Consider the following 23,233-nt stretch of genomic DNA (forward strand, 5'->3'; position numbering starts at 1 on the left):
TTCACTTGAGCAGCTCCCGGCACACAGGTTTGTCGTGGGGCACGCCCAGCAGTTCGCAGACGGTGCCGCACAGTTCGGTTTGTTTCGGTGCTGCGCTTTGGCTGAAGCTGAAGGCATCGCCGAGGACGAACAGCGGTACTTCGCGTTCTTCAGGCAGCAGGCCGTTGTGCGAGCGGTCGTTGTTCATGCCGTGGTCGGCGGTCACCAGCACCTGGTATCCGGCGTCGAGCCAGCCTTGCAGGTAGTCAGCGAGGATGACGTCCGCCGAGCGGGCGCTGTTGCGGTATTGCGGGGTGTCGAGGCCGTGCTTGTGCCCGGCGTCGTCGATGTTCATGGGGTGAACCAACAGAAAGTTCGGCGCATGGCGCAGGCGCAGGTTTTCTGCGTCGGCAAACAAGTGCGAGTCCGGATAGTGGTCGCTCCAGTAGAAGTGACCGTGCTGGATCGGCAGTTTCGGGTCGTCGGTGTGACGGTCCCGGGCAGCTACGAACGGCGAACGGTTATACAACTCGCTGACCCAGTGATAGGCCGCGGCGGCGGTTTTCAGACCAGCGTCGGTGGCGTAATGGTAGATGCTGCGCTGGTTGGACAGGCGCGAGACGTTGTTGTGAACGATGCCGCTGTCGATCGGCTTAACGCCGGTCAGGATGCATTCGTAAAGCGGTCGGGACAGGGCCGGCAGTGCGCATTCCAGTTTGTAGAGCGCCGCGCGTCCTGCGCCAACGTAAGCCTGCAGATGCCCCATGGCGTGGCGCGCGACTTCGTAATTGAGGCCGTCGAGCACGACAAGGATGACGTTGTGCTTCATGGGGGGACTCCGCGAAAACAGTGAATATCGTCAAACCTGTAGGAGTGAAGCTTGCTCGCGAAGGCGGCCTGTCAGACAACATCAATGTTGAATGTCAGTCCCTTTTCGCGGGCAAGCCTCGCTCCTACAGTGGATCTCTATCAGATCCCCAATGCGTTACGGCATATTGATGATGACTTCTTCCTGCCACTTCTGAGGCAGCGACTTGGAGGTCTTTTCCCACGCATCCGCGTCTTTGATCGGCGTAACCTTTTTGTACTGCTCGTTAGGCAGCAGTTTGGCCTTGACCTCTTCCGGCAGAGTCAAATGCTCGGCGCGAATCGGACGGGCGTTGCCTTTTGCCAGGTTGATCTGGCCAGCGTCGCTGAAGATGTATTCGCGGGCCAGCTTGGCGGCGTTCGGGTTCTTGGCGTATTTGTTGATGATGGTGGTGTAGCCGGAAATCACCGAGCCATCGGATGGAATCAGCACGGTGTAGTCATCCGGATTCGCCATCTTGGCCTTGTAGCTCAGGCCGTTGAAGTCCCAGACCACACCGACTTCGATTTCACCCTTTTCCATGGTGGCGATCGTCGGGTTAGCCATGGACAGGCGGCCCTGCTTGGCGATGTCAGCGAACAGCAACAGGGCTGGCTGAATGTTTTTCTCGTCACCGCCATTGGCAAGGGCGGCGGCCAGTACACCGTTGGCCGCTTGAGCCGCAGTGCTTACGTCACCGATGGAGACTTTGTACTTGCCACTCTTGAGGTCGGCCCATTTGGTCGGCGCTGCGGAACCGTGCAGCAGCTTTTTATTGATGATGAACGCGATGGAGCCGGTGTAGGCCAGTGCCCAGTTACCGTCCTTGTCCTTGGCCCAGTCCGGAACCTGTGCCCAAGTACTCGGCTTGTAAGGTTGCACCACGCCTTGCTTGACCGCGATCGGGCCGAAGGCGGCACCGACGTCGCCGATGTCGGCTGTGGCGTTGTCTTTTTCGGCGGCGAACTTGGCGATTTCCTGGGCCGAGCTCATGTCGGTGTCGATGTGTTTCAGGCCGTATTTCTTGGCCAGGTCTTCCCAGGTGCCTTTCCAGTTGGCCCAGTCATCGGGCATGCCGACGCTGTTGACTGCGCCTTCCGCTTTCGCAGCGGCTTCGAGTGTTTTCAGATCGGTATCCGCCGCCATGGCGGCAGTGCACAGGGCAATGGTCGAGCCTAACAGTGATGCCAGGAAAAACTGTTTCATCCGAAGCTCCTTTGGGCGTTTTCAACGCTGCGATTGCGGTTGTGTTGGTCTAGGTCAGCAATACCTGAGCCAATTTAGGCGTCCTGGATGACATTTTGATGTCGACGACCGGTCGGCCTGAATTTCCTGCGCTCGGATACGCGGGGTGCGAGATAAGCGTAGACCATGGCTAAAGGGCTGATATGAAAGGGACTTGGCCATGAAATTGCAGGTGTCTGAAGCAACCGTTCGGCGGCTTTGTCATCTGTCAGTCATCTGCAGTGCCTAGGCTTGCAGGCAGTTGATGGAGCCCGGTTTCAATCGCGGTTCTGCCCTGAATCAGTGCTGGTCTAGTCCAGATAGGTAACGTTGATGCGCATCGAGACAACCAAAGCGGTGACAGCGATCGGGCAGGTTCTGCAAGAACAGCTCGACCACGGCCTGTTGGCGCCCGGGAGCAAGTTACCGGCCGAGCGCAAGCTCAGTGAGTTGTTCGGTACCACGCGGATTACCGTGCGTGAGGCGTTGTTGCAGTTGGAGGCACAGGGCCAGATTTATCGCGAAGAGCGGCGTGGCTGGTTCGTGTCGCCACCACGGCTGGCTTATAACCTGATGCAACGCAGCCACTTTCACGCGATGGTCAGCGCCCAGGGGCGGGTGCCGTCCACCGAGGTGATTTCCGCGCGTTTGCAACCGGCGTCAGCGGCGGTGTGTGCCTGGCTGCAGCTGCCAGCGCTGTCGAGCGTGATCCAGATCTGCCGTTCGCGACGGATTGACGGGCGATTGGTGCTGTATGTGGAGCACTACCTGAACCCGCAGTATTTTCCGGGGATTCTGGATTTCGATCTGAATCAGTCGATGACCGAACTGTATGCGCGGCATTACGACTTGCACTACGGGCGGGTACGCTTCGAGATCGTGCCGACCGCGTTGTCGGTGGACGCCGCGGCGGCTTTACGGGTGTCGGTGGGCAGCCCGGGGTTGCGGATTGCCCGGGTCAACTACGATCAGCATCAGCGGCTGATCGATTGTGACCTGGAGTTTTGGCGTCATGATGCGATTCATGTTGGTGTAGATGTGCTCTAAGATTTTGATCTTCCGTAGGAGCGAGGCTTGCCCGCGAAGAGGGACTGACATTCAACATTGATGTTGGCCAATAGTCCGTCTTCGCGGGCAAGCCTCGCTCCTACAAGAGCATTATTCCTTGGCGACCTGCACACTCATGCGCGGCGTCGCCAGATCCAGCCCGGCCTCATCCAGATGCCGCTTGAGCGACAGGTTGAACGCCCGGGACACTTCCCATTGCTTGATCGGCGCGGTCTTGAAGCGCGCGCGAAGAATCGCATTGCCGGACTCGAAACTTTCGACCCCCTGAATCTCCAGCGGCGACCAGATGTTTCGCCGTTGCAGCGGGTCGGTGCGCATTTTCTGGCCGACGTCGCGCATCAGCTTGATCGCCTCGTCGATGTCCATGTTCGAGGGCACCGCCACCCGGAAGATCGCGTAACCGAATTCCCGGGAGTAGTTCTTGATGCTTTTGATTTCGCTGAACGGGATGGTGTGGACGATACCGTCGATATCCCGCAGACGCACGGTGCGGATGGTCAGGCCTTCGACCGTGCCCAAGTGACCGCCGACGTCCACGTAGTCGTCGATGGCCAGGGAGTCTTCGATGATGATGAACAGCCCGGTGATCAAGTCGGCCACCAGCGATTGCGCACCGAAACCGATGGCCAGGCCGATCACACCGGCGCCGGCCAGCAGCGGCGTGACGTTCATGCCCATGTTCGCCAGGGCGACGATCAGCGCAATGATGAAAATCGCCACGAACAGCACGTTGCGGATCAGCGGCATCATCGTCTGCGCGCGGGCGTTGGCCAGGCCTTTGCGTGAGCGGGTGAGGGCGTGATGCACGGCGGTGTCGCTGAGGATCCAGATCAGCCAGGCAAAAATCAGCGTGCCACCGAGGCTGAACAGTTTGACGCTGATTTCATGGCCTTCGCCTTCGGTGAAGCGGATCAGCGACATGCTCCAGACCCGCAGGCCGAGTTCGATGAACGCCAGCCACACCACAAGATGGGCGAGGGTGTAGAAGAAGCTTTTCAGGCGATCCGAATACAGAGCATGGCGCTTGGGGCCGCGTTGTGGCTTGAGTGCATGACGGCGCACCAGCCCGTTGATGACCATGCACAACACCAGCAACACGGTGCAGATCAGCGACTGACGCAACGCGGTGCTGGTGTCGCCGGCGGAGACGAAGGTGGCGAACAGCGAGATGCCCACCAGCACCAGCGCTGGCAGATACCAAAAGGTCCCGAGGATTTCGATCGTGTCGCTCAAGGCGCGACGGGTCAGGCGCCGGGACAGCGGCTGGTTGCGGATCAGGTGTGCGATAGGTCGGCGGAAACGCAGAATGAAAAAACCTGTGAAAATCGCCGCCAGCACGTTGGCGAACGTCGCCGCCGTGTGGGCCAGGTGGCTGCCGAGGCTGGCGATCAGGCGCGGGTCGTTCAGGGCTTCACCGAAGGCGGCGAAACTGCCGATCAGCCACAACGGGCGAAAGGCCTGATGCCGCAGGATGTACAAGGCGCGGTGGCGATGCGGGCCATCGAGCAGAGAAAACGCGATCACGCAGATCGCCGAGAAACAGGTACCGACCACCAGCGCATAGGCCAGCACCATGGCCAGGCTTTTACCCAATGACGAGGGCAGGGCGTAGGTCATGTAAACCGTCATGACCAAGGCGATCATCCACGGCCCGAGTTTGCGCAAGGCAAAGCGCAGCATATCCAGCGCCTTGGGGTGTTGCGGCAGTTCTTCGGTGAGACCGAAGCGCATGCGCACCCGGTGGCCGAGCCAGATCAGGGCGGCGGCCAGCAGGCTCCAGACCATCAGGATCATGGCGAAGGCAAAGATGATCGGCAGCCATTCATTGGCCGGCAGCATGAGTGCCACCAGTTCATCCTTGGCCTGGTCGACTTCTTCCGACCAGCGTGTGAGGGGGCTGTCGGCGCCGGAAAATTGCTTTTCGAAACTGGCCAGGGTGCCGCCGATCAGGCCCAGCACGCCTTCTTCGGTGGTCGGTTGGGCTTTTTTGGTGACGTCGTGCAGCTTCTTCAGGTCCGCCAGGAGTTTGGTCCGCTGCTGATCGTTTTCCAGCGATTTGATGACTTCGTCCAGCGATTGTCCCAGTGGCGCTTGGGCTTCCGGCTGGGTTTTCGCCGAGCCGTTGAGCAGCCCCGGCAAGCCGACCGCCTGGGCAGGCGCCATCGGCAGCAGCGTCATCAGGCAGACAAGGAACAAACACGGCAGGGCAAAAAGACGAGCGAACACTAGGCGGTCAACCTCGGATGAGCGAATCGGCCGAGTGTACGAGCCCGTCAAAATCAATGCGAGTCGGGCGCGAGGATTTATTCGTTGAGTTTGGCGAGGATCTTGTAGATCACGGTGGCGAGGATCATCAGCATGCCGACCCACATCGCGAACACGCCGGCGTTTTTGTCGCGAAAGTTGAAACCGATGGCCAGCATGATCATCCCGGAAAGAATCGGGATCAGCATGGCGTGAAACGAAGACATCGAGATCATGGTGACAGCCTTGTCGGAGGGGTTACTGCAAGTCTAGGCGGCTTTCGGGCGGGCGTTGGTGATGTGTGGCAGGAATGGATCGCAAGATCATTGTGGCGAGGGAGCTTGCTCCCGTTGGGCTGCGAAGCAGCCCCAAAACAAAGCAACATCGGCTAATCAGCCAGACCGAGTTTGCCAAGTTACGACTGCTTCGCAGCCGAGCGGGAGCAAGCTCCCTCGCCACAAAAGTTGCCTTTTAATCACAAGGGTTATGGCAATTCCTGGCAGGCGTAAAACGCGCTCAGCACTTTGACCAGGTGTGCCAGGTCATGGCTGCCGCACAGCTCGCGGATCGAGTGCATGGCGAACGTCGGCAGGCCGATGTCCACGGTGCGCACGCCCAGGTGGCTGGCGGTGATCGGGCCGATGGTCGAGCCGCAGCCCATGTCGCTGCGCACCACGAAGCTCTGCACCGGCACTTCTTCGGCCATGCACAAATGACGGAAGAACCCGGCGGTTTCGCTATTGGTGGCGTAGCGCTGGTTGCTGTTGACCTTGATTACCGGGCCGGCGTTGAGTTTCGGGCCGTGGTTGGCGTCGTGCTTGTCGGCGTAGTTCGGGTGTACACCGTGGGCGTTATCGGCCGAGACCAGCAGGGATTTCTGAATGGTCCGTACGAATTCATCCCCTTCGGGCAACAGACGACGCAGGGTTTGCTCAAGCATCGGACCGTCGGCGCCACAGGCCGAGCAGGAACCGACTTCTTCGTGATCGTTGCAGACCAGTACGCAGGTTTCGTCGGTTTCGGTCGTCAGCAATGCTTGCAGGCCGGCGTAGCACGACAACAGGTTGTCCAGGCGCGCGCCCGCGATGAAATCGCCATGCAGGCCGATGACCGCAGCACTTTGGGTGTCGTAGAAACTCAGCTCGTAATCGAGCACTACGTCGGCGTTCAGGCCATGTTCGCGGGCCAGCTGATCGGTGAGCACGGCGCGGAAGTCCACGCGTTCGTCACCGGCGAATTGCGCGAGAATCGGCGGCAGCTCGGTCTGGGCATTGATCGCCCAGCCCATGTTGGCTTCACGGTTGAGGTGAATGGCCAGGTTCGGAATGATCGCGATCGGTGCCTTGAAGTCGATCAACTGGCTCTCGACCTTGCCATCGCGGCGGAAGGTCACGCGGCCGGCCAGGGACAGATCGCGGTCGAACCACGGCGCCAGCAGTGCACCGCCATAGACTTCGACGCCCAGTTGCCAGAAGCCCTGGCGTTGCAGTTCCGGCTGGGGTTTGACCCGCAGACACGGGCTGTCGGTGTGCGCGCCGACCAGGCGGATGCCGCCGTGCAGCGGCGAGTGACGGCCCATTTTTACCGCGACGATCGAAGAGTCGTTACGGGTGACGTAGTAACGGCCATTGGCTTCGGTGGTCCACGGCTCGCGCTCGTCGAGGCGCACAAAACCGGCCGCTTCCAGGCGCTGGACAAGGCTGGCGGTGGCATGGAACGGGGTAGGGGAGGCCTTGAGGAAGTCGATCAGGCCTTGGTTCAACTCTTCGCGCATAAGAAGCTCCAGACAGCAGTGGCGCCAGTTTAACGTATTGAAAGCGCAAAGTGCGGCGGGCCTGATGTTGGCGGCGCGTGAGATTCAATGTGGCGAGGGAGCTTGCTCCCGCTCGGTTGCGTAGCGGCCGCAAATCCAGTTTGCGCGGTGTGCCCGACAGAATACGGTCGCTGGTTTTGGGAGCGCTCCGCACTCCAGCGGGAGCAAGCTCCCTCGCCACAGAAGCTCTCTCACCACAACAGCCCCCTCGCCATAGAAGCCTGTTCGCCACCGTTAGAACGGTGCCGGGCACTCGAAGCGCAGGCGTTCGCCGCTTTGCGGATGAGTGAAACTCAGCATGCTCGCGTGCAGGCACAGGCGTGGCCAGGCAGCCAGGGCTTGCGGATGGGCGTAGAGCCCGTCACCCAGCAGCGGGTGGCCGATGGAGAGCATGTGCACGCGCAATTGGTGGGAGCGGCCGGTGATCGGCGTAAGCTCGACGCGGCACCAATCGCCACAACGCTCCAGTACACGCCAGAAGGTCAGGGCATGCTTGCCGAACTCGTGGTCCACCACATGACGTGGCTTGGTCGGCGGATCGTAGCGCAGGGGCAAGTCGATGCTGCCACTGTCCAGTTCCGGTTGTCCCCAGCACAGGGCGGTGTAGGCCTTTTCGGTTTCGCGGTCGTGAAATTGCCGAGACAGCTCGCGATGAGTGTCCGGGTCACGGGCCAGCAGAATGATGCCGGAGGTTTCCCAGTCCAGCCGATGGACAATTCGCGCTTCCGGGTAGCCGTTTTCTTGCAGGCGCGTAATCAGGCAGTCCTTGTTGTCATCGGCCCGTCCGGGGACGGAGAGCAACAGGGTCGGTTTGTCCACCACCAGTACGGCGGCGTCCTGATGGATGATGCGGATGTTGGACAGCGGCATTAAAACAGCCTCGTAACAAACGCCAACGGCGACTCAGGCCCCCTCCAGTCATGGAAGGGCCCTGAGCCGCCGTGGCTCCCGCCGGATCGACTCAGCGATCGGGCAGGGTGATATTGAGTTCCAGAATCGAGCAGCTGCCCTGGTTTTCCAGAGCGACGTGCACGTCATCGGACCCGATATTGACGTACTTGCGGATCACTTCCACCAGTTCCTTCTGCAAGGCTGGCAAGTAGTCCGGCGTACTGCGTTGGCCGCGTTCATGCGCCACGATGATCTGTAGACGCTCTTTCGCTACCGAGGCGGTACTGGGCTTTTTGTTGGCACGAAAGAAGTCAAAAAGGTTCATTACCTACCTCCAAAAAGTCGCTCGAAGAATCCCTTCTTCTCGACATCGAGGAAACGATGGTCCACGGTCTTGCCCAACAGACGATCGACCGCATCGCTGTACGCCTGGCCGGCGTCGCTCTGGTCGTCGAGAATCACCGGCACGCCCTGGTTGGAGGCCTTGAGGACGGCTTGCGATTCCGGAATCACGCCCAGCAGGGTCACCGCGAGGATTTCCTTGACGTCTTCGACGCCGAGCATTTCGCCGTTGACGACGCGAGTAGGGTTGTAGCGGGTCAGCAACAGGTGTTCCTTGATCGGGTCTTCGCCGTTTTCGGCGCGACGGGACTTGCTGGCCAACAGGCCCAGCATGCGGTCCGAGTCACGTACGGAGGAGACTTCCGGGTTGGTCACGACGATCGCTTCATCAGCGAAGTACATGGCCAGGTGGGCACCTTTCTCGATACCGGCCGGCGAGTCGCAGACCACGAATTCGAAGTCTTCTTTCAACTGCATCAGGACTTTTTCTACGCCTTCCTGGGTCAGCGCGTCTTTGTCGCGGGTCTGACTGGCGGCCAGCACGTAGAGGTTTTCCAGGCGCTTGTCTTTGATCAGGGCCTGTTGCAGGTTGGCTTCGCCGTTTACCACGTTGACGAAGTCATACACCACGCGGCGCTCGCAACCCATGATCAGGTCGAGGTTACGCAAGCCGACGTCGAAGTCGACGATAACTGTTTTGTGACCACGCAGAGCGAGGCCGGTACCGATAGCGGCGCTGGTGGTGGTCTTACCCACACCACCCTTGCCGGATGTAACCACGAGAATCTTGGCCAAGGTGTTTTACCCCTAAGGAAAAAGGACGTTTAGCCCCTGAAAAACATCTCTTGAAAAACTACTGCAGTCGGACAGCCTTGGCTGGAATCCGGTTCTGAGCGGTATTTACCCCCGGTAAACACTGCTTTTAGCCTTTTTCCTACTTCGTTTGAGCCGTTTTCGCTACGTTTTAGAGATGCTTGGAAAATGCGGCAGTATCCGTTAAAGCCGAATGATGTTCAACACGTCACCCGACAGGCTGACTTGTACACCTGCGCCCCACAATGGATCGCGACGCAGGTCTTCGGAAACCTTGTAGTGACCGGCGATGGAGACCAGTTCAGCGGTCATTTGCTGACAGAAAATCCTGGCTTTCGTGTCGCCTTTGACGCCGGCCAACACACGACCGCGCATCGCGCCGTATACATGGATATTCCCGTCGGCGAGAAGTTCCGCCCCCGGGCTGACCGACGAAATCACCACCAGATCGCTGCCCTGGGCATAAATCTGCTGGCCACCACGTACTGGCGACGTGATGATTTTTGTCGGTTTGATGGTCGGCTCCGGTGGTTTTTCCGGTTTTTTCGCTACGACGCCTTCGAGCGGGTCGAGCGGGCGTTCCCGCGCGCCGGACGGCGGCAGCACTGGCAGATCGACCGCAATGGCCGCTGCGATGTCTTCGATGCGGCTGGCACGGATCGCCAGGGTGCGCAGGCCATGCTGGCGGCAGATGCGCATCAATCCCGGCAGGTCGACCGAGCCTTCGCTGGCCGGGAGTTTGTCCAGGGCCAGTACCAGCGGCGCATTACTGAAGAAGTTGGGCGCCTGGGCGACCTTGGCGGCCAGTTGCCGATCAAGGTTCTCGAGGTCGTTACGGGCCAGTTCCAGCACCGTAATGGCCAGCATGCTGCCCTTCAACTGGAACACGGGATCTTGGTCTAGCGGTTCGGTTTGGCTCATGGTCGGCATACAACGGCTTGTCACTAAAAGTGCCGAGACTTATAACGAGAACGCCCGCAGGCCGCAAGCCGGGTCGAACGATGTAGAATGCGCGGCCATTAACTTTCCGGAACCTTTAATGGAACGCCCGCGATTTCGAACAGCATTTCTTTCTCCGCGTTTCTGGCCGCTGTGGTGTGGCCTGGGGCTGTTGTGGCTGATTGTGCAGTTGCCATATCCGGCGTTGCTGGCGATTGGTCGCGCCCTGGGTGCATTGATGTACCGAGTGGCCGGCGACCGACGGCGCATTGCCAAGCGCAATCTTGAGCTGTGTTTCCCTGAAAAGACCGCTGCCGAGCGCAAGCGCCTGCTCAAGCAAAACTTCGCGTCCACCGGGATCGCCTTCTTCGAGATGGCCATGAGCTGGTGGTGGTCGCGCAAGCGTCTGGCGAAACTGGCCCATGTCGAAGGCCTGGAACATTTGAAACAGGCCCAGGCGGACGGCAAGGGCGTGATTCTGATGGCCGTGCATTTCACCACGCTGGAGATCGGCGCGGCGTTGCTCGGTCAGCAGCACACCATCGATGGCATGTACCGCGAACACAAGAATCCGCTGTTCGACTTCGTCCAGCGCCGTGGCCGCGAGCGGCACAACCTCGACTCGCTGGCGGTGGAGCGCGACGACGTGCGCGGCATGCTCAAACTGCTACGGGCAGGGCGAGCGATCTGGTACGCACCGGATCAGGATTACGGCGCCAAGCAAAGTATCTTCGTGCCGCTGTTCGGGATTCAGGCGGCGACCGTCACCGCCACCAGCAAATTCGCACGGCTGGGCAAGGCGCTGGTGGTGCCGTTCACCCAGGAGCGCCTGGCTGACGGCAGCGGTTACCGTCTGGTGATTCATGCCCCGCTCGAAGGCTTTCCCGGCGAGACGGAAGAGGCCGATTGCATTCGGATCAACCAGTGGGTGGAAGGCGCGTTGCGCGAATGTCCGGAGCAATACCTTTGGGCGCATCGCCGCTTCAAGAGCCGTCCACCGGGTGAGCCGAAGCTGTACGCCAAACGCGGTTGAGTCACCGATCCCTTTAAGCACCATGGAGTGTTGCAATGAGTCCTGCTGAACCGGTTACAGGGTTGATTCTTTCCGGCGGTGGGGCTCGCGCGGCCTATCAGGTAGGCGTGCTGGCGGCGATTGCCGAGCTGCTGCCAATGGGGGCGGCGAATCCGTTTCCGGTGATCGTCGGCACCTCGGCCGGCGCGATCAATGCGGTCAGCCTGGCCAGTGGGGCGATGGATTTTCGTGGCGCGATCGAGCGTCTGACGGCTTTCTGGCAAGGTTTTCGCAGCCATCTGGTATTACGCAGTGATTGGCCTGGGGTGATTCATCAGGCCACCCGTTTTGTCAGTCACAACCTGATGGGCATTGGCTCGCCGGTGCCGGTGGCCCTGCTCAACAGTTCGCCGCTGCGCCGTTTGCTCAATCACAAACTGCACATGCCCGGGATTGCCGAAGCGATTGCGCAAAAGCAATTGCGGGCCGTAGCGGTTACGGCGTTCGGCTATGAGTCCGGTCAGGCGGTCACGTTTTATCAGGGCGGCGGCACCATCGAATCCTGGTTGCGCCATCGGCGGATCGGCGTACCGACCCAGCTGAGCGTCGACCATCTGCTGGCCAGTTCCGCGATTCCATTGCTGTTCGCACCCGTAAAAATTGGCGAAGAATATTTCGGCGATGGCGCGGTGCGTCAATCGGCACCGATCAGCCCGGCGCTGCACCTGGGCGCCAGTCGCGTGCTGGTGGTGGGCGTCAGCGGCAATCCGCGCGGGGTTGATCCGCAACAACCACTGCAACGCGCCTACACCGGTCAGCAGCCGACCCTGGCGCAAGTCGGTGGACACCTGCTCAACAGTACGTTCATTGACAGCCTGGAAAGTGACATCGAGTTATTGCAGCGTCTGAACCAGTTCAGCCATCTGCTGCCCGACGGCATCTCGAGTCGTGCATTGGGAGCGGCGCCAGTGGATGTGTTGGTGATTTCACCGAGTCAGCCGATCGATGAAATTGCCGCGCGGCATCGCCAGGAACTGCCGGCAGCCTTGCGCCTGTTTTTACGCGGGCCGGGGGCGACCAAGACCAGCGGGGCGGGGGTGCTGAGTTATCTGCTGTTCGAGGCGGGGTATTGCAGCGAATTGATTGATCTGGGGCGGCGCGATGCGTTGGCCAAGCGCGATGAGCTGTGCCGGTTTCTGGGGTTGTCATAAAGCAAAAGATCGCAGCCTGCGGCAGCTCCTACCCCGGATGCGCACGTCCGTAGGATCTGGCGAAGCCTGCGATCTTTTGACTTTAAATCAGAAGTGGAACTTCACCAGCAAGCTCGTGTTGCTCTGATCGGTCTTGAAGTACTGGCTGTCCTTGATCCCGTACTTGTCCGACCAGTAGTCGTACTCGACACCCACATACAACTGCTTCTCGCCAATGTTCAACGCTTTACCCAGGTCGTATTTGATCTGCGGGTTGAAGTGCAGGTTGGCGTGGTAGGTGCCTTTGCTGTTCTGGTCGTTGTCGACCACCCAGTCCATGAAGCCATCGATCAGGATGTTCGAATCGCCCACGGGAATGGTGTAGGACCAGACCGGGGTGATCTGCCAGACGTTATCACCAGGGCGGCTGCCTTCGGTGTGACGCTGGTAGAAGTTCAGCTGGAAGTAGTCGAAACCAGGAATCGCCAGGTCGAAACCCGGACCGATCAGGTAAGACTCGGTATCGCCTTCACCGAACTCGTACGTCATGGCCAGCAGCACGTCCTTGACCGGACCGAACTCCAGTTTTTGGTCGAAGATTTTGCCAAACGACAAGCGTGGGCTGATTTCGCCGTAGTAGGTGTTCGAACCGACGCCGGGGTCGTCCTTGCCGTTGTAGAAAATCTTGTCGACGAACACGAAGTTGTCGCCGTATTTCCATGCATCGGCGTGCTCGAAAGTGACGGTTTGCTGAATGCGCGGGTTGACCTGGAAGTCCTTGCCATAGAGGTAGGTCAGGCTGTTGTTCTGCCATTGCAGCAAGTCGCCGGCCATTGCCTGGCCCCCGGCCAGCAAGGATCCCGCGAGCATCAGGCTGGTGCACGTACGTTTCATTCGGTTGCTCCCAAAAAGTAGGTGGTTCCACGTTATCTTTCTAAGGTCGGCGCTCTGGTGTGGCGCCTTTTCTTGCTGCTGTAAAAAATCATCCATGCGGTCAGCTTTGGTGCTGTTAGCAAGAGCTGAGCCAAGGCTTTCAAAAAGCCAAAGAACGCCCGTTCGGCTGTTCGAAAACAGTCGATCGAGCGTCATTTTTGAATGCCTTGATACTGCCCAGAGCCGGGGTAAGTTGGCTTTCTGGTCAGGAATTAAATCCGGGCTTTTTTTTAGACCGGATTCGGGCGGCCGCGGAGAATACTGACTCCTTGGCCAGGTCTCAAGTGCCCCGCAACAGAGCACTGGCGACAGGTGAGGGGCACAGTTATGGGCGGTCAGCCCGGCATCGCTGAACGACAGACTTGTCTGGGTACGAATCATCTGTTGCTCCCTCTTGTTTTTATTGTTTTGTGGCGAGGGGGCTCGCCCCCGTTGGGTCGCGAAGCGGCCCCGGTATTTCCCCAGCCATAGCCTGTCAGCAGGTTTTGCGACTGCTTCGCAGCCGAACGGGGGCAAGCCCCCTCGCCACAGGGAGCGCCTTCACAGGTTCGATTAGTGCGGGTGGGCGTGGCAGTCGTTGACGGCTGCGCGTTCGTGACCGCCGAGAATGTTGAACAACAGGTTCAACGCCAGGGCGCTAAGTGTGGCCATGGCGATGCCGCTGTGGGTGATCGGGCTCATCCACATCGGCAGGTGGGCGAAGAATTCCGGACGCACCACCGGGATCAGCCCCATGCCGATGCTCACCGCCACCAGCAACTGGTTGCGCCGGTCACCGATGTCGGCTTCCTGAAGAATCTTGATCCCGGTGGCGGCGACCATGCCGAACATCGCGATTGCCGCGCCGCCCAGTACCGCCGGAGGAATCGAGGCCACCAGGAACGCCGCTTTCGGCAGCAGACTCAGCACGATCAGTAAGCCACCGGCGACGATGGTCACCGAGCGGCAGCGCACGCCGGTCATCTGCACCAGGCCAATGTTCTGGGCGAATGAGGAGTGGGTGAAGGTGTTGAAGAAGCCGGCGAAAAAAGAAGCACCGGCATCACACAGCAAGCCGCGACGCAGCATCCGCGGCGTGACGTCCTGGCCGGTGATTTTGCCCAGCGCCAGGAACATCCCGGTGGACTCGACGAAGATAATCACCACCACCAGGCACATGGACAGAATCGGTGCGAGCTCGAATTTCGGCATGCCGAAATGCAACGGGGTGACGATCTGCAGCCACGGCGCCTGGTCCATGCCGCTGAGGTCGACCATGCCGATCACGCCGCAAATCGCGTAACCCAGACACATGCCGATCAGCACCGAAATGTTGACCCAGAATCCGGCCATGAAGCGATGGACCAACAGAATGGTGGCCAGCACCAGTGCGGCAACGGCCAGGTAAACAGGCGAACCGAATTGAGCCGCGCCAGCACCGCCACCGGCCCAGTTCACGGCCACGGGGAACAGCGACAAACCGATCGAGGTGATGACGGTGCCGGTCACCAGCGGCGGGAAGAAGCGCACGACTTTGGACATGAAGGGCGCGATGAGCATTCCGAAGAAACCGGCGGCGATGGTCGCGCCGAAAATCCCTTGCAGGCCGATGCCAGGCATCCCGGCCATGGCCACCATGCTGCCGACCGCGGCGAAACTGGCGCCCATCATCACCGGCATGCGAATGCCCATCGGGCCGATGCCCAGCGACTGAACGATGGTGGCGATGCCGGCCACCAGCAGGTCGGCGTTGATCAGGAAGGCGATTTCTTCACGGCTCAGGCCCGCGGCCTGCCCGATGATCAATGGCACTGCAATGGCGCCGCCGTACATCAGCAGAACGTGTTGCAGACCGACCAGAATCAGTTGAACAAGGGGTAAACGTTGAATGGCGGGTGCGTCGGGGATGCGCGCTTCGGATAGCTCGGACATGCAACACCTCGGATCTTTTTTATTCTTGTGATTTTTGTATCAGGGGGACCTGTGGCGAGGGAGCTTGCTGTGGCGAGGGGGCTTGCCCCCGTTGGGCTGCGAAGCAGCCCCCAAACCCAACAATCGCGTTCTATCTAGAGGACCGCATCCGCCGGTTTTACGACCGCTTCGCGGTCGAACGGGGGCAAGCCCCCTCGCCACACAAACCCTATCTCCACAATGGCTTATTACTTACTTGGTAGGTGCCCCCTGAACAATCCACGCGCCGATCAGGTCACGTTCCTGCTGGGTCATCTGGGTGATGTTGCCCAGTGGCATGATCTGGCTGGTGACCGCTTGAGCTTGAATGCGAGCGGCGTTTTGGTGGATCTGTTCTGGCGTATCGAACATCACGCCGGCCGGTGCGGCACTGAACAGCGGGCTGGTGGGTTTGGCCGAGTGACAGACCGCGCAACGTTCCTGAATGACGCTGTGAACCTTGTCGAACGTCGGGCCCTGATTCGAGGCTTGGGCCGGCGCAGCGGCAGGCGCATCAGGTTTGGCCGCTTCAGGTTTGGCACCACCGCCCAGGGCGGTTTCCGGCAGCGGCTGGTACTCGATGGTCCCGGGTGCCTTGGCCACTTCAGGCGCGCTGGACATCGGCGCCGGGCCGGTCACGTATGCCAGGCAAATCATGCCGACCGCCGCAACGGGCAGGGTCCAGGCGAATTTGTGGCTGTCGTGCCGGGTGTTGAAGTAGTGACGCACCAACACCGCCAGCACCGCGATCCCGGCCAGGATCAGCCAGTTGTACTGGCTGCCGTAGGTGCTCGGGAAGTGGTTGCTGATCATGATGAACAGCACCGGCAAGGTGAAGTAGTTGTTGTGCCGCGAACGTAGCAAACCTTTGGCCGGCAGCGCCGGGTCGGGCGTGCGGTTCTCGGCGATCGCGGCCACCAGGGCGCGCTGGGCCGGCATGATGATGCGGAACACGTTGCCGACCATGATGGTGCCGATGACCGCGCCGACGTGCAGGTACGCACCACGACCGCTGAACACTTTGCTGAAGCCGTAGGCGGCGCCGATGATCAGCACGAACAGGATTGCGCCTAGCAGGGCAGGGCGTTTACCCAGGGCCGAGTCGCAGAGGAAGGAGTAGATGAACCAGCCGATGAACAACGAGCCGAGGCCGATGGCCACGCCTTCAGGGCCGCTCAGGGTGCTGCCCGGAGCCAGCAGGTACAGCGTCGGGTTGGAGTAGAACACCACGCACAGCAGCGCGATCCCCGACAGCCAGGTGAAATAGGCTTCCCATTTGAACCAGTGCAGGTTGTCCGGCATGGTCGGTGGAGCCAGTTTGTATTTTTCCAGGTGGTAGATGCCGCCGCCATGGATCGCCCACAAATCGCCCGCCAGCCCGTTTTTCGGGTTGACCCGATTGAGGTTGTTTTCCAGCCAGACGAAATAGAACGACGCGCCGATCCAGGCCACGCCAGTGATCATGTGAACCCAGCGCACGCTTAGGTTCAGCCATTCCAACAGATGTGCTTCCACAGTCTTTACCTCTCGCCCGTCACCCTTGTTGTCGAGTGATCGGACCTTCTCTTATTGGTGGGGGGCGAGGATCAAACACTCATCCTCTTGGAAAAAATGCTCATCGCAGTTATTGCCTGTGCCACTGCGATCAACCACCAGGAAGTCATCCCGCTTTTCGATCGTCAGCACCGGGTGGTGCCAGACGCCGCGATGGTAATTAATGCCCTGCCTGCCGTTGGTGACGAAGGCGCGGACCAAGCCTGATACAGGTGCATCGCCAAGTGGCGCGACCACGATCAGAAAGGGGTTGCCGAGCAGCGGAATGAACGCCTGACTGCCCAGCGGATGGCGCTCCAGCATGCGCACGGTCAGCGGCATATCCTGCGCGTCGGCGCGGAAGATGCTGATGATCGCCTTGTCCTCTGGCGTGGCGGTTTCCACCGTCGCCAGTTTGTGGAAGCGCATGGTCGAACCGTTATTGATCATGAAGTGATCGCTGCCGTCGGTTTCGATCACGTCACCGAAAGGGGCGAAGGCTTCTTTGGTCAGCGGTTCAATCGTCAATGTGCGCATGCTGGTCTTCTTATCCAAAATTCTGTGTTGATCGTTCCCACGCTCTGCGTGGGAACGCCGCCATGGACGCTCCGCGTCCACTGTGACGCGGAGCGTCACGGTATGCATTCCCACGCAGAGCGTGGGAACGATCGGGTGTCATTTAGCGACCTTGCCCAATACGCGCAGGCGGCTCACGCCACCATCCGGGAACACGTTCAGGCGGATGTGGGTGATCGGGCCCAGCGCCTTGATCTGCTCGGCGAAGGTGTGTTCGGCGTGCATTTCCAGCTTCTGGCTTGGCAGCAGTTCGCGCCAGAACAGCGATTGGGTTTCGATCTGGCTGTCGGTGCCGCCCTTCACGAACGCGCCCTGGATCGAGCAGCTGTCCGGGTAGTTGCCCTTGAAGTGCAGGGTGTCGACGATGACTTTCTCGACTTCACCCGCATGGCCCAGCGCGACGATCACCCAGTCATTGCCCGGGGTACGACGACGTGCGGTTTCCCAGCCATCGCCCATGTTGATGCCACGGCCCGGGTTGAGGATGTTGCTCATGCGGCCGAAGTGTTCGTCGGAGCAGGCGAGGGCGCGACCGCCGTTCAGGGCGGCAGCCAGGTCGACTTGTTCGTTGTCACCAACGGCCGACCAGTCGCGGAACGGAATGCCGTACACGCGCAGACGGGCCACGCCACCATCCGGATAGATGTTGAAGCGCAGGTGGCTGAACGCCTGATCGTTATTGATTTCGTGGTAGTGGTGGCTGTTGCCCTGCAGTTCGACGGCCGACAGCACTTCAGTCCACTGGGTGTTTTCGTCCGGCTCGCCCGAGGCCAGGAAGCAGGCTTCCAGGGAGGCCGATGGCGGGTAGTTGCCGGTGAAGAATGAAGTGTCGATGTCCACGCCTTTGATCGAACCCGGTACGCCCAGGCGGATCACCGCGCTGTCGTAGCCTTCGAAACGCTTGCGGCGCGACTCCCAGCCGTCCATCCACTTGCCGTTGTCATCGAACACGCCCTCCTTCCACACGGCCGGGGTTGGCTGGAACAGACGGTTGGCGTCTGCGAACCAGTCATCGGTGACCGAGATGATTTTGGTGCCCAGACGGGCGTCGGCCAGGTTGACGAACTTCTCGAAAGGTACGGCGTAAGCTTTCATTCTTCTTGTCTGCCTTTAAATAAGTTGGCTTGGGATGCTTGCAGGGCCCGAAGCGTTTTTTGCGTTCGTCAACGTCGGGCCAGGCTTGCTATAGGGTCAGTAATCGGAACAACGCGATCTTGTTGATCTCCGCCAGCGCGCATTTGAACTCGGTATCTTCCGGGTTGTGAATGCGCGTTTCGAACGCCGCGAGGATCTGATGCCGGTTGCTGCCTTTTACCGCCATGATGAAGGGAAACTTGAACTTGGCTTTGTAGGCGTCGTTCAGCTCGGTGAAGCGAGAAAACTCTTCGGCCGTGCATTGGTGAATACCCGCGCCAGACTGTTCTTCAGTGCTGGCTGCGGTAAGCTGGCCCTGGACGGCAGCTTTGCCGGCCAGGTCCGGGTGCGCGTTGATCAGGGCCAGTTGGCTTGCGTGATCGGCACTCAACAGGATGTCGCTCATGCGCTGGTGCAGGGTTTCGATCTGGTCGATCGAAGCGTCCTGGCCCAGGTCGAAGGCCTTCTCGGCCACCCATGGCGAGTGTTCGTAGATGTCGGCGAAGGCTTCGACAAACGCGTCGCGGCTCAGGGTCGATGGCTTCAGTGTCTGGAAGTGGCTCATTTGGCAGCCCCTTGATACGGATGGGTTTGCTGCCAGTGGCGAGCGATGTCGACGCGGCGGCTGAACCACACCTGTTCATGACTTTTAGCGTATTCGATAAAGCGCTTGAGCGAGGCCAGGCGCGCCGGGCGGCCGATCAGCCGGCAGTGCAGGCCGATCGACAACATCTTCGGTGCCTCGGCGCCTTCGGCATACAGCACGTCGAAGGCATCTTTCAGGTATTCGAAAAAGTCGTCGCCCTTGTTGAAGCCCTGGACCTGGGTGAAGCGCATGTCGTTGGTGTCCAGGGTGTACGGGATCACCAAGTGCGGCTTGCCGGTCGGGTTGTTCGGTTCCCAGTAGGGCAGGTCGTCGTCGTAGGTGTCGCAGTCGTAGAGGAAACCGCCTTCTTCCATCACCAGCCGACGGGTGTTCGGGCCGGTGCGACCGGTGTACCAGCCCAGCGGGCGCTCGCCGGTGATTTCGGTGAGGATGCGGATCGCTTCGAGCATATGCTCGCGTTCCTGCGCTTCGTCCATGTATTGGTAGTCGATCCAGCGATAGCCGTGGCTGCAGATCTCGTGGCCGGCCTCGACCATCGCGCGGATCACATCCGGGTGACGCTGGGCGGCCATGGCCACGGCGAAGATGGTCAGCGGGATGTCGAATTCCTTGAACAGTTTCAGAATCCGCCAGACGCCGGCACGGCTGCCATACTCGTAAAGGGATTCCATGCTCATGTTGCGCTCGCCTTGCAGCGGCTGCGCCGAGACCATTTCCGAGAGGAAGGCTTCGGACTCTTTATCGCCGTGAAGGATATTGCGCTCGCCACCTTCCTCGTAGTTGAGCACGAAGGACAGGGCGATGCGGGCATTGCCCGGCCAGTGTGGGTGAGGAGGGTTACTGCCGTAACCGATCAGGTCGCGTGGGTAGTCAGCGCTCACTGCAGTCTTCCTTCTTGTTCGTGTCGACTTGTTCAAAGTCAGGGTGTGTGTGGCGGCCTGGCGATGAGAGGGCAGGCTGGCGTCACAGCGATGGAGTGATTGTATACAACTTTATATTCACTTTGTAAGCCTGATTTTTTGCATTTTTCACTGACTGCTCTCATTGGAGGGTACTGCAAGAAACCTGCCTGACTGGTCAGCTAATGGATAGAAGGTCCACTGATCTCATGGTTCGGCGAGAAATTCGCTGGCAAACCAAGAACGACGTTGGTGGCGGTAAAAATGTCGTTTTTATTGTGTACAATTTTTTTGAAAAATGTCTTAATCAGTCGCTCGCCGCAACTTTTCGTGCTCCGGAACGGTGCGGTCTCCTTTTCAACTGACTTCGGGAGGCGCGAGGTCTGACTGCTCCATGCAGGCAGGCGCGCAGAATCAATGGGACGTTTGACTACACACGTTTTGGACGCTGCACACGGTTGTCCGGGCAGTTCGATCAAGGTCGAGCTGTACCGCGTCGAAGGCTCGCAGCTGGAACTGGTCGCCACGGCGCTCACCAACAGCGACGGCCGGGTCGATGCGCCGTTGCTGCAAGGCGATGACTACCGTACCGGGGTCTATCAGCTGCAATTTCATGCGGGCGATTACTACCGCGCCCGTGGCGTTCAGCTGCCTGAGCCTGCGTTCCTCGACGTAGTGGTGCTGCGGTTCGGCATCTCTGCAGAACAGGATCACTACCACGTGCCGTTGCTGATTTCGCCGTATAGCTATTCGACCTATAGAGGAAGCTAGGACTTTCCCCCCCAAAATCCTGCGCATATAGCTTCTTTGGTCTTTTGCCCGCTCACACTGCGGGCTTTTTTTTGCTTGTAGAAAAGTCAAAAGATCGCAGCCTTCGGCGGCGCCCACAGGCGCGTAGGAGCTGCCGAAGGCTGCGATCCTTTGATCTTGCTTTTACTCAACGACTCAACAACGACGCCGCACCAGCCCCGCTGAACAACCCGGCACTCACCCGGTTAAACCAGCTCTGCCCCTTGCCACTGCGCAGATACCGCGCCGCGCCATGAGCCCCCAGCCCATAAGCCAGCTTGCACAGCAGATCCAGCACGGTCCAGGTGGCAATCATCACCAGCAACTGCGGCAGGAACGGTTGTTCGGCACTCAAAAACTGCGGCAGGAACGCGGCAAAGAACAAAATGTCTTTCGGGTTGCTGGCGCCAAGCATGAACGCGCGCCCGAACAGTGCACGAAAGCGCGGCACCGGCGCAGCCTGGGGCACTTCGGCGCCCTGGGAGGGTTGGCGTGATTGCTGCCAGCTCTGCCAGGCGAGGTAGAACAGGTACAACGCGCCGACGATTTTCAGGGCGCTGAACAGCTGTTCCGACGCCAGCAGCAATGCACCCAGGCCGAGCGCCGAAGCGCTGAGCAGGCAGATCGAAGCAAACACGCCCCCGAGAAACGCCGGGTAAGAACGGCGCAAACCGTAATTCAAACTGTTGCTGATCATCAGCAGAGACAGTGGCCCCGGTATCAGGATCACCACCAGCGCAGCGCCGCTGAACAGCAGCCAGGTTTCCAGATTCATCACTTTCCTCCCTATGCACAAAAGCCCCACCCGACGGGGTGAGGCTGGTTTGAAACGCGTACCGCGTGACGCTTACAAGAAGATGAACTTGGCGATGAAGATCGCGCAGAGCACCCACAGGCTCACCGAAATTTCCTTGTACTTGCCGGTGCCAGCCTTCAACGCCACGTAGGTGATGAAGCCCAGCGCGATGCCATCGGCGACCGAGAAGGTCAGTGGCATCATGATCGCGGTGACGATCGCCGGAATGCTGTCGGTCGCTTCGTCCCATTCGATGTGCGCCATACCGCCCATCATCAGCATCGCTACATAAATCAGCGCACCGGCGGTTGCATAAGCGGGGATCATGCCAGCCAGCGGTGCGAAAAACATTGCGGCAATAAATAGCACACCTACGGTCACGGCGGTAAGACCAGTCCGACCACCAGCGGCTACGCCAGCGGCACTTTCCACATAACTGGTGACCGGCGGAACACCCACCACCGCCCCGAAAACACTGGAGGCACTGTCGGCTTTCATGGCGCGGGAAAGGTTTTCGATCCGGCCGTCAGCGTTCACCAGGTTGGCGCGTTGGGCGACGCCCATCAAGGTGCCGGCCGTGTCGAACATGTGCACGAAGAGGAAGGCCAGCACCACGCTGATCATGCTGACGTTGAACACGCCGGCGATGTTCATGGCCATCCAGGTCGGTGCCAGGCTCGGCGGGGCAGACATGATGCCCTCGTAGTGCACCAGGCCCAGGCCCCAGCCGGCGAGGGTCACGGTGATGATGCTGATGAGGATCGCGCCGAACACTTTGTGGTAGCTGAGCACGGCAATCATCAGGAAGCAGATGGCTGCCAGCAGTGGACCAGGCTCGCGCAGGGAGCCGAGTTTGATCAGGGTGGCCGGGCTATCGACGACAATGCCCGCGGTTTTCAGGCCGATCAGCCCCAGAAACAGACCCACACCCGCGCCCATTGCAAAGCGCAGGCTCACCGGAATGCTATTGAGCAGCCATTCACGAATCCGGGAAAAGGTCAGGAACATGAACAACACACCGGACACGAACACTGCGCCGAGAGCGGTTTCCCAGTTGTAGCCCATGGTGCCGACCACGGTGTAGGTGAAAAACGCATTCAGGCCCATGCCCGGCGCCAGGCCTACCGGCCAGTTGGCGTACAGGCCCATCAACAGGCAACCCAGCGCGGCGGCGATGCAGGTGGCCACGAACGCGGCGCCGTGATCGATCCCGGCGTCGGCCATGATGTTGGGGTTGACGAAGATGATGTAGGCCATGGTGATGAAGGTTGTCAGACCGGCGATCAGCTCGGTCTTCACCGTGGTGCCGTGCAAGCTGAGTTTGAAGATGCGCTCCAGCCAGCCATTGCGTAACGGCGGCGAGAGTTCCAGCGTCGAGGCTTCGGATTTGCGGCTTTCCACAGCGAGTACTCCTCAAGAGTTTTATTGTTATTTCCAGGGCCGGACCCATGAGGGTGGCAGCGACCCTTTGAGGTACTTGCGAATTTGTTGACCTGATGGTCAGGAACTCGCACGAAGCGAATTATGCTTTTGTATACAAATAAAGCAAATAATGTTTTTGATTTTGTAGACGAAAAAAATGGCAGGCGGGGTATATAGATATGAAATGTGATGTGTAGCGAGCTTTTTGTGGCGAGGGAGCTTGCTCCCGCTGGGGCGCGCAGCGGCCCGACTC

Annotated in this window: 22 protein-coding genes; 4 read left to right on the forward strand and 18 right to left on the reverse strand. The window is 59.8% G+C overall.

Going from position 1 to position 23,233, the window contains the following annotated elements; all coding sequences use genetic code 11:
- Position 1: 1 nt before the first annotated feature.
- Together AC1RO5_RS20180 and AC1RO5_RS20185 are read right to left on the reverse strand one after the other, a co-directional pair.
- Positions 2-808, reverse strand: coding sequence for an alkaline phosphatase family protein (locus AC1RO5_RS20180; RefSeq protein WP_493177203.1), 807 nt, complete (start codon positions 806-808; stop codon positions 2-4).
- A 156-nt stretch (positions 809-964) separates the two neighbouring features.
- The gene (locus tag AC1RO5_RS20185) at positions 965-2,032 is read right to left on the reverse strand and encodes an ABC transporter substrate-binding protein (protein WP_493177204.1); all 1,068 of its coding nucleotides are present in this window, start codon (positions 2,030-2,032) and stop codon (positions 965-967) included.
- A 351-nt stretch (positions 2,033-2,383) separates the two neighbouring features.
- On the opposite strand from AC1RO5_RS20185, the gene AC1RO5_RS20190 reads away from it, so the two are divergent.
- The gene (locus tag AC1RO5_RS20190; RefSeq protein ID WP_493177206.1) at positions 2,384-3,097 is read left to right on the forward strand and encodes a UTRA domain-containing protein; all 714 of its coding nucleotides are present in this window, start codon (positions 2,384-2,386) and stop codon (positions 3,095-3,097) included.
- Positions 3,098-3,208: 111 nt separating this feature from the next.
- Here AC1RO5_RS20190 and AC1RO5_RS20195 read toward each other — a convergent pair whose 3' ends face one another.
- From AC1RO5_RS20195 to minC, 7 genes are all read right to left on the reverse strand, one after another.
- The gene (locus tag AC1RO5_RS20195) at positions 3,209-5,344 is read right to left on the reverse strand and encodes a mechanosensitive ion channel family protein (RefSeq protein ID WP_493177208.1); all 2,136 of its coding nucleotides are present in this window, start codon (positions 5,342-5,344) and stop codon (positions 3,209-3,211) included.
- Between the two features lie 77 nt (positions 5,345-5,421).
- Positions 5,422-5,598 (reverse strand): hypothetical protein, encoded by a 177-nt coding sequence (locus AC1RO5_RS20200; protein WP_008005668.1) that lies wholly within the window; start codon positions 5,596-5,598, stop codon positions 5,422-5,424.
- A gap of 248 nt (positions 5,599-5,846) precedes the next feature.
- Positions 5,847-7,136, reverse strand: a complete 1,290-nt coding sequence (locus AC1RO5_RS20205; RefSeq protein WP_493177210.1) for a M18 family aminopeptidase — start codon at positions 7,134-7,136, stop codon at positions 5,847-5,849.
- A 273-nt stretch (positions 7,137-7,409) separates the two neighbouring features.
- Positions 7,410-8,045 (reverse strand): RluA family pseudouridine synthase, encoded by a 636-nt coding sequence (locus tag AC1RO5_RS20210; protein ID WP_007940846.1) that lies wholly within the window; start codon positions 8,043-8,045, stop codon positions 7,410-7,412.
- Between the two features lie 91 nt (positions 8,046-8,136).
- Positions 8,137-8,391, reverse strand: coding sequence for a cell division topological specificity factor MinE (gene minE / locus AC1RO5_RS20215; protein WP_007940845.1), 255 nt, complete (start codon positions 8,389-8,391; stop codon positions 8,137-8,139).
- On the reverse strand, positions 8,391-9,203 hold the full coding sequence (gene minD, locus AC1RO5_RS20220) for a septum site-determining protein MinD (protein WP_007940844.1): 813 nt from the start codon (positions 9,201-9,203) through the stop codon (positions 8,391-8,393). The genes minE and minD overlap by 1 nt, the downstream gene beginning before the upstream one ends.
- A 201-nt stretch (positions 9,204-9,404) precedes the next feature.
- The gene (minC, locus tag AC1RO5_RS20225; RefSeq protein ID WP_026331736.1) at positions 9,405-10,142 is read right to left on the reverse strand and encodes a septum site-determining protein MinC; all 738 of its coding nucleotides are present in this window, start codon (positions 10,140-10,142) and stop codon (positions 9,405-9,407) included.
- A gap of 118 nt (positions 10,143-10,260) precedes the next feature.
- Here minC and AC1RO5_RS20230 point away from each other — a divergent pair, with 118 nt between their 5' ends.
- A complete protein-coding gene (locus AC1RO5_RS20230; RefSeq protein ID WP_493177211.1) occupies positions 10,261-11,193 on the forward strand; it encodes a lipid A biosynthesis lauroyl acyltransferase in 933 nt (310 codons plus the stop codon).
- Between the two features lie 35 nt (positions 11,194-11,228).
- Entirely contained in the window at positions 11,229-12,383 is a 1,155-nt protein-coding gene (locus AC1RO5_RS20235) for a patatin-like phospholipase family protein (protein ID WP_493177213.1), read from the forward strand.
- Between the two features lie 87 nt (positions 12,384-12,470).
- Here AC1RO5_RS20235 and AC1RO5_RS20240 read toward each other — a convergent pair whose 3' ends face one another.
- The 7 genes from AC1RO5_RS20240 to puuE all read right to left on the reverse strand — a co-directional run bounded on the left by AC1RO5_RS20240 (position 12,471) and on the right by puuE (position 19,955).
- Positions 12,471-13,256 carry an outer membrane protein OmpK gene (locus tag AC1RO5_RS20240; protein WP_493177214.1) on the reverse strand — a complete coding sequence of 262 codons (786 nt, stop codon included), beginning with the start codon at positions 13,254-13,256 and terminating at the stop codon, positions 12,471-12,473.
- Positions 13,257-13,847: 591 nt separating this feature from the next.
- Positions 13,848-15,206 (reverse strand): nucleobase:cation symporter-2 family protein, encoded by a 1,359-nt coding sequence (locus tag AC1RO5_RS20245; protein WP_493177216.1) that lies wholly within the window; start codon positions 15,204-15,206, stop codon positions 13,848-13,850.
- A gap of 231 nt (positions 15,207-15,437) precedes the next feature.
- On the reverse strand, positions 15,438-16,739 hold the full coding sequence (locus tag AC1RO5_RS20250) for a urate hydroxylase PuuD (RefSeq protein ID WP_493177218.1): 1,302 nt from the start codon (positions 16,737-16,739) through the stop codon (positions 15,438-15,440).
- Between the two features lie 51 nt (positions 16,740-16,790).
- On the reverse strand, positions 16,791-17,294 hold the full coding sequence (locus AC1RO5_RS20255; RefSeq protein ID WP_018925187.1) for an ureidoglycolate lyase: 504 nt from the start codon (positions 17,292-17,294) through the stop codon (positions 16,791-16,793).
- 138 nt (positions 17,295-17,432) lie between these two features.
- Complete coding sequence (alc, locus tag AC1RO5_RS20260; protein WP_007940834.1) at positions 17,433-18,428, reverse strand: allantoicase; 996 nt, start codon at positions 18,426-18,428, stop codon at positions 17,433-17,435.
- Between the two features lie 88 nt (positions 18,429-18,516).
- Complete coding sequence (uraD, locus tag AC1RO5_RS20265) at positions 18,517-19,032, reverse strand: 2-oxo-4-hydroxy-4-carboxy-5-ureidoimidazoline decarboxylase (protein ID WP_493177220.1); 516 nt, start codon at positions 19,030-19,032, stop codon at positions 18,517-18,519.
- Entirely contained in the window at positions 19,029-19,955 is a 927-nt protein-coding gene (gene puuE, locus AC1RO5_RS20270) for an allantoinase PuuE (protein ID WP_007940832.1), read from the reverse strand. Before puuE ends, uraD begins: the two co-directional genes overlap by 4 nt.
- 435 nt (positions 19,956-20,390) lie before the next feature.
- Between puuE and uraH the strand changes: the two genes are divergently transcribed.
- Positions 20,391-20,744: a hydroxyisourate hydrolase gene (gene uraH / locus AC1RO5_RS20275; RefSeq protein WP_007940831.1), complete on the forward strand. Its 354-nt coding sequence runs from the start codon at positions 20,391-20,393 to the stop codon at positions 20,742-20,744.
- Positions 20,745-20,910: 166 nt separating this feature from the next.
- On the opposite strand, the gene AC1RO5_RS20280 is transcribed toward uraH, so the two are convergent.
- Together AC1RO5_RS20280 and AC1RO5_RS20285 are read right to left on the reverse strand one after the other, a co-directional pair.
- Positions 20,911-21,537, reverse strand: coding sequence for a LysE family translocator (locus AC1RO5_RS20280; RefSeq protein ID WP_493177222.1), 627 nt, complete (start codon positions 21,535-21,537; stop codon positions 20,911-20,913).
- 72 nt (positions 21,538-21,609) lie between these two features.
- A complete protein-coding gene (locus tag AC1RO5_RS20285; RefSeq protein ID WP_019648216.1) occupies positions 21,610-22,959 on the reverse strand; it encodes an NCS2 family permease in 1,350 nt (449 codons plus the stop codon).
- Positions 22,960-23,233: the final 274 nt, after the last annotated feature.

Source organism: Pseudomonas sp. GW822-FHT02G04 (assembly GCF_058802085.1).

Bases quoted from the DNA above. Each gene is read 5' to 3' on its own strand.
- minC (WP_026331736.1), bottom strand. From the start codon at position 10,142: ATGAGCCAAACCGAACCGCTAGACCAAGATCCCGTGTTCCAGTTGAAG.
- AC1RO5_RS20200 (WP_008005668.1), bottom strand. From the start codon at position 5,598: ATGATCTCGATGTCTTCGTTTCACGCCATGCTGATCCCGATTCTTTCC.
- alc (WP_007940834.1), bottom strand. From the start codon at position 18,428: ATGAAAGCTTACGCCGTACCTTTCGAGAAGTTCGTCAACCTGGCCGAC.
- AC1RO5_RS20205 (WP_493177210.1), bottom strand. From the start codon at position 7,136: ATGCGCGAAGAGTTGAACCAAGGCCTGATCGACTTCCTCAAGGCCTCC.
- AC1RO5_RS20280 (WP_493177222.1), bottom strand. From the start codon at position 21,537: ATGAATCTGGAAACCTGGCTGCTGTTCAGCGGCGCTGCGCTGGTGGTG.
- AC1RO5_RS20245 (WP_493177216.1), bottom strand. From the start codon at position 15,206: ATGTCCGAGCTATCCGAAGCGCGCATCCCCGACGCACCCGCCATTCAA.
- AC1RO5_RS20240 (WP_493177214.1), bottom strand. From the start codon at position 13,256: ATGAAACGTACGTGCACCAGCCTGATGCTCGCGGGATCCTTGCTGGCC.
- minE (WP_007940845.1), bottom strand. From the start codon at position 8,391: ATGAACCTTTTTGACTTCTTTCGTGCCAACAAAAAGCCCAGTACCGCC.
- AC1RO5_RS20180 (WP_493177203.1), bottom strand. From the start codon at position 808: ATGAAGCACAACGTCATCCTTGTCGTGCTCGACGGCCTCAATTACGAA.
- AC1RO5_RS20235 (WP_493177213.1), top strand. From the start codon at position 11,229: ATGAGTCCTGCTGAACCGGTTACAGGGTTGATTCTTTCCGGCGGTGGG.
- AC1RO5_RS20185 (WP_493177204.1), bottom strand. From the start codon at position 2,032: ATGAAACAGTTTTTCCTGGCATCACTGTTAGGCTCGACCATTGCCCTG.
- AC1RO5_RS20210 (WP_007940846.1), bottom strand. From the start codon at position 8,045: ATGCCGCTGTCCAACATCCGCATCATCCATCAGGACGCCGCCGTACTG.
- AC1RO5_RS20190 (WP_493177206.1), top strand. From the start codon at position 2,384: ATGCGCATCGAGACAACCAAAGCGGTGACAGCGATCGGGCAGGTTCTG.
- AC1RO5_RS20255 (WP_018925187.1), bottom strand. From the start codon at position 17,294: ATGCGCACATTGACGATTGAACCGCTGACCAAAGAAGCCTTCGCCCCT.
- uraD (WP_493177220.1), bottom strand. From the start codon at position 19,032: ATGAGCCACTTCCAGACACTGAAGCCATCGACCCTGAGCCGCGACGCG.
- uraH (WP_007940831.1), top strand. From the start codon at position 20,391: ATGGGACGTTTGACTACACACGTTTTGGACGCTGCACACGGTTGTCCG.
- AC1RO5_RS20230 (WP_493177211.1), top strand. From the start codon at position 10,261: ATGGAACGCCCGCGATTTCGAACAGCATTTCTTTCTCCGCGTTTCTGG.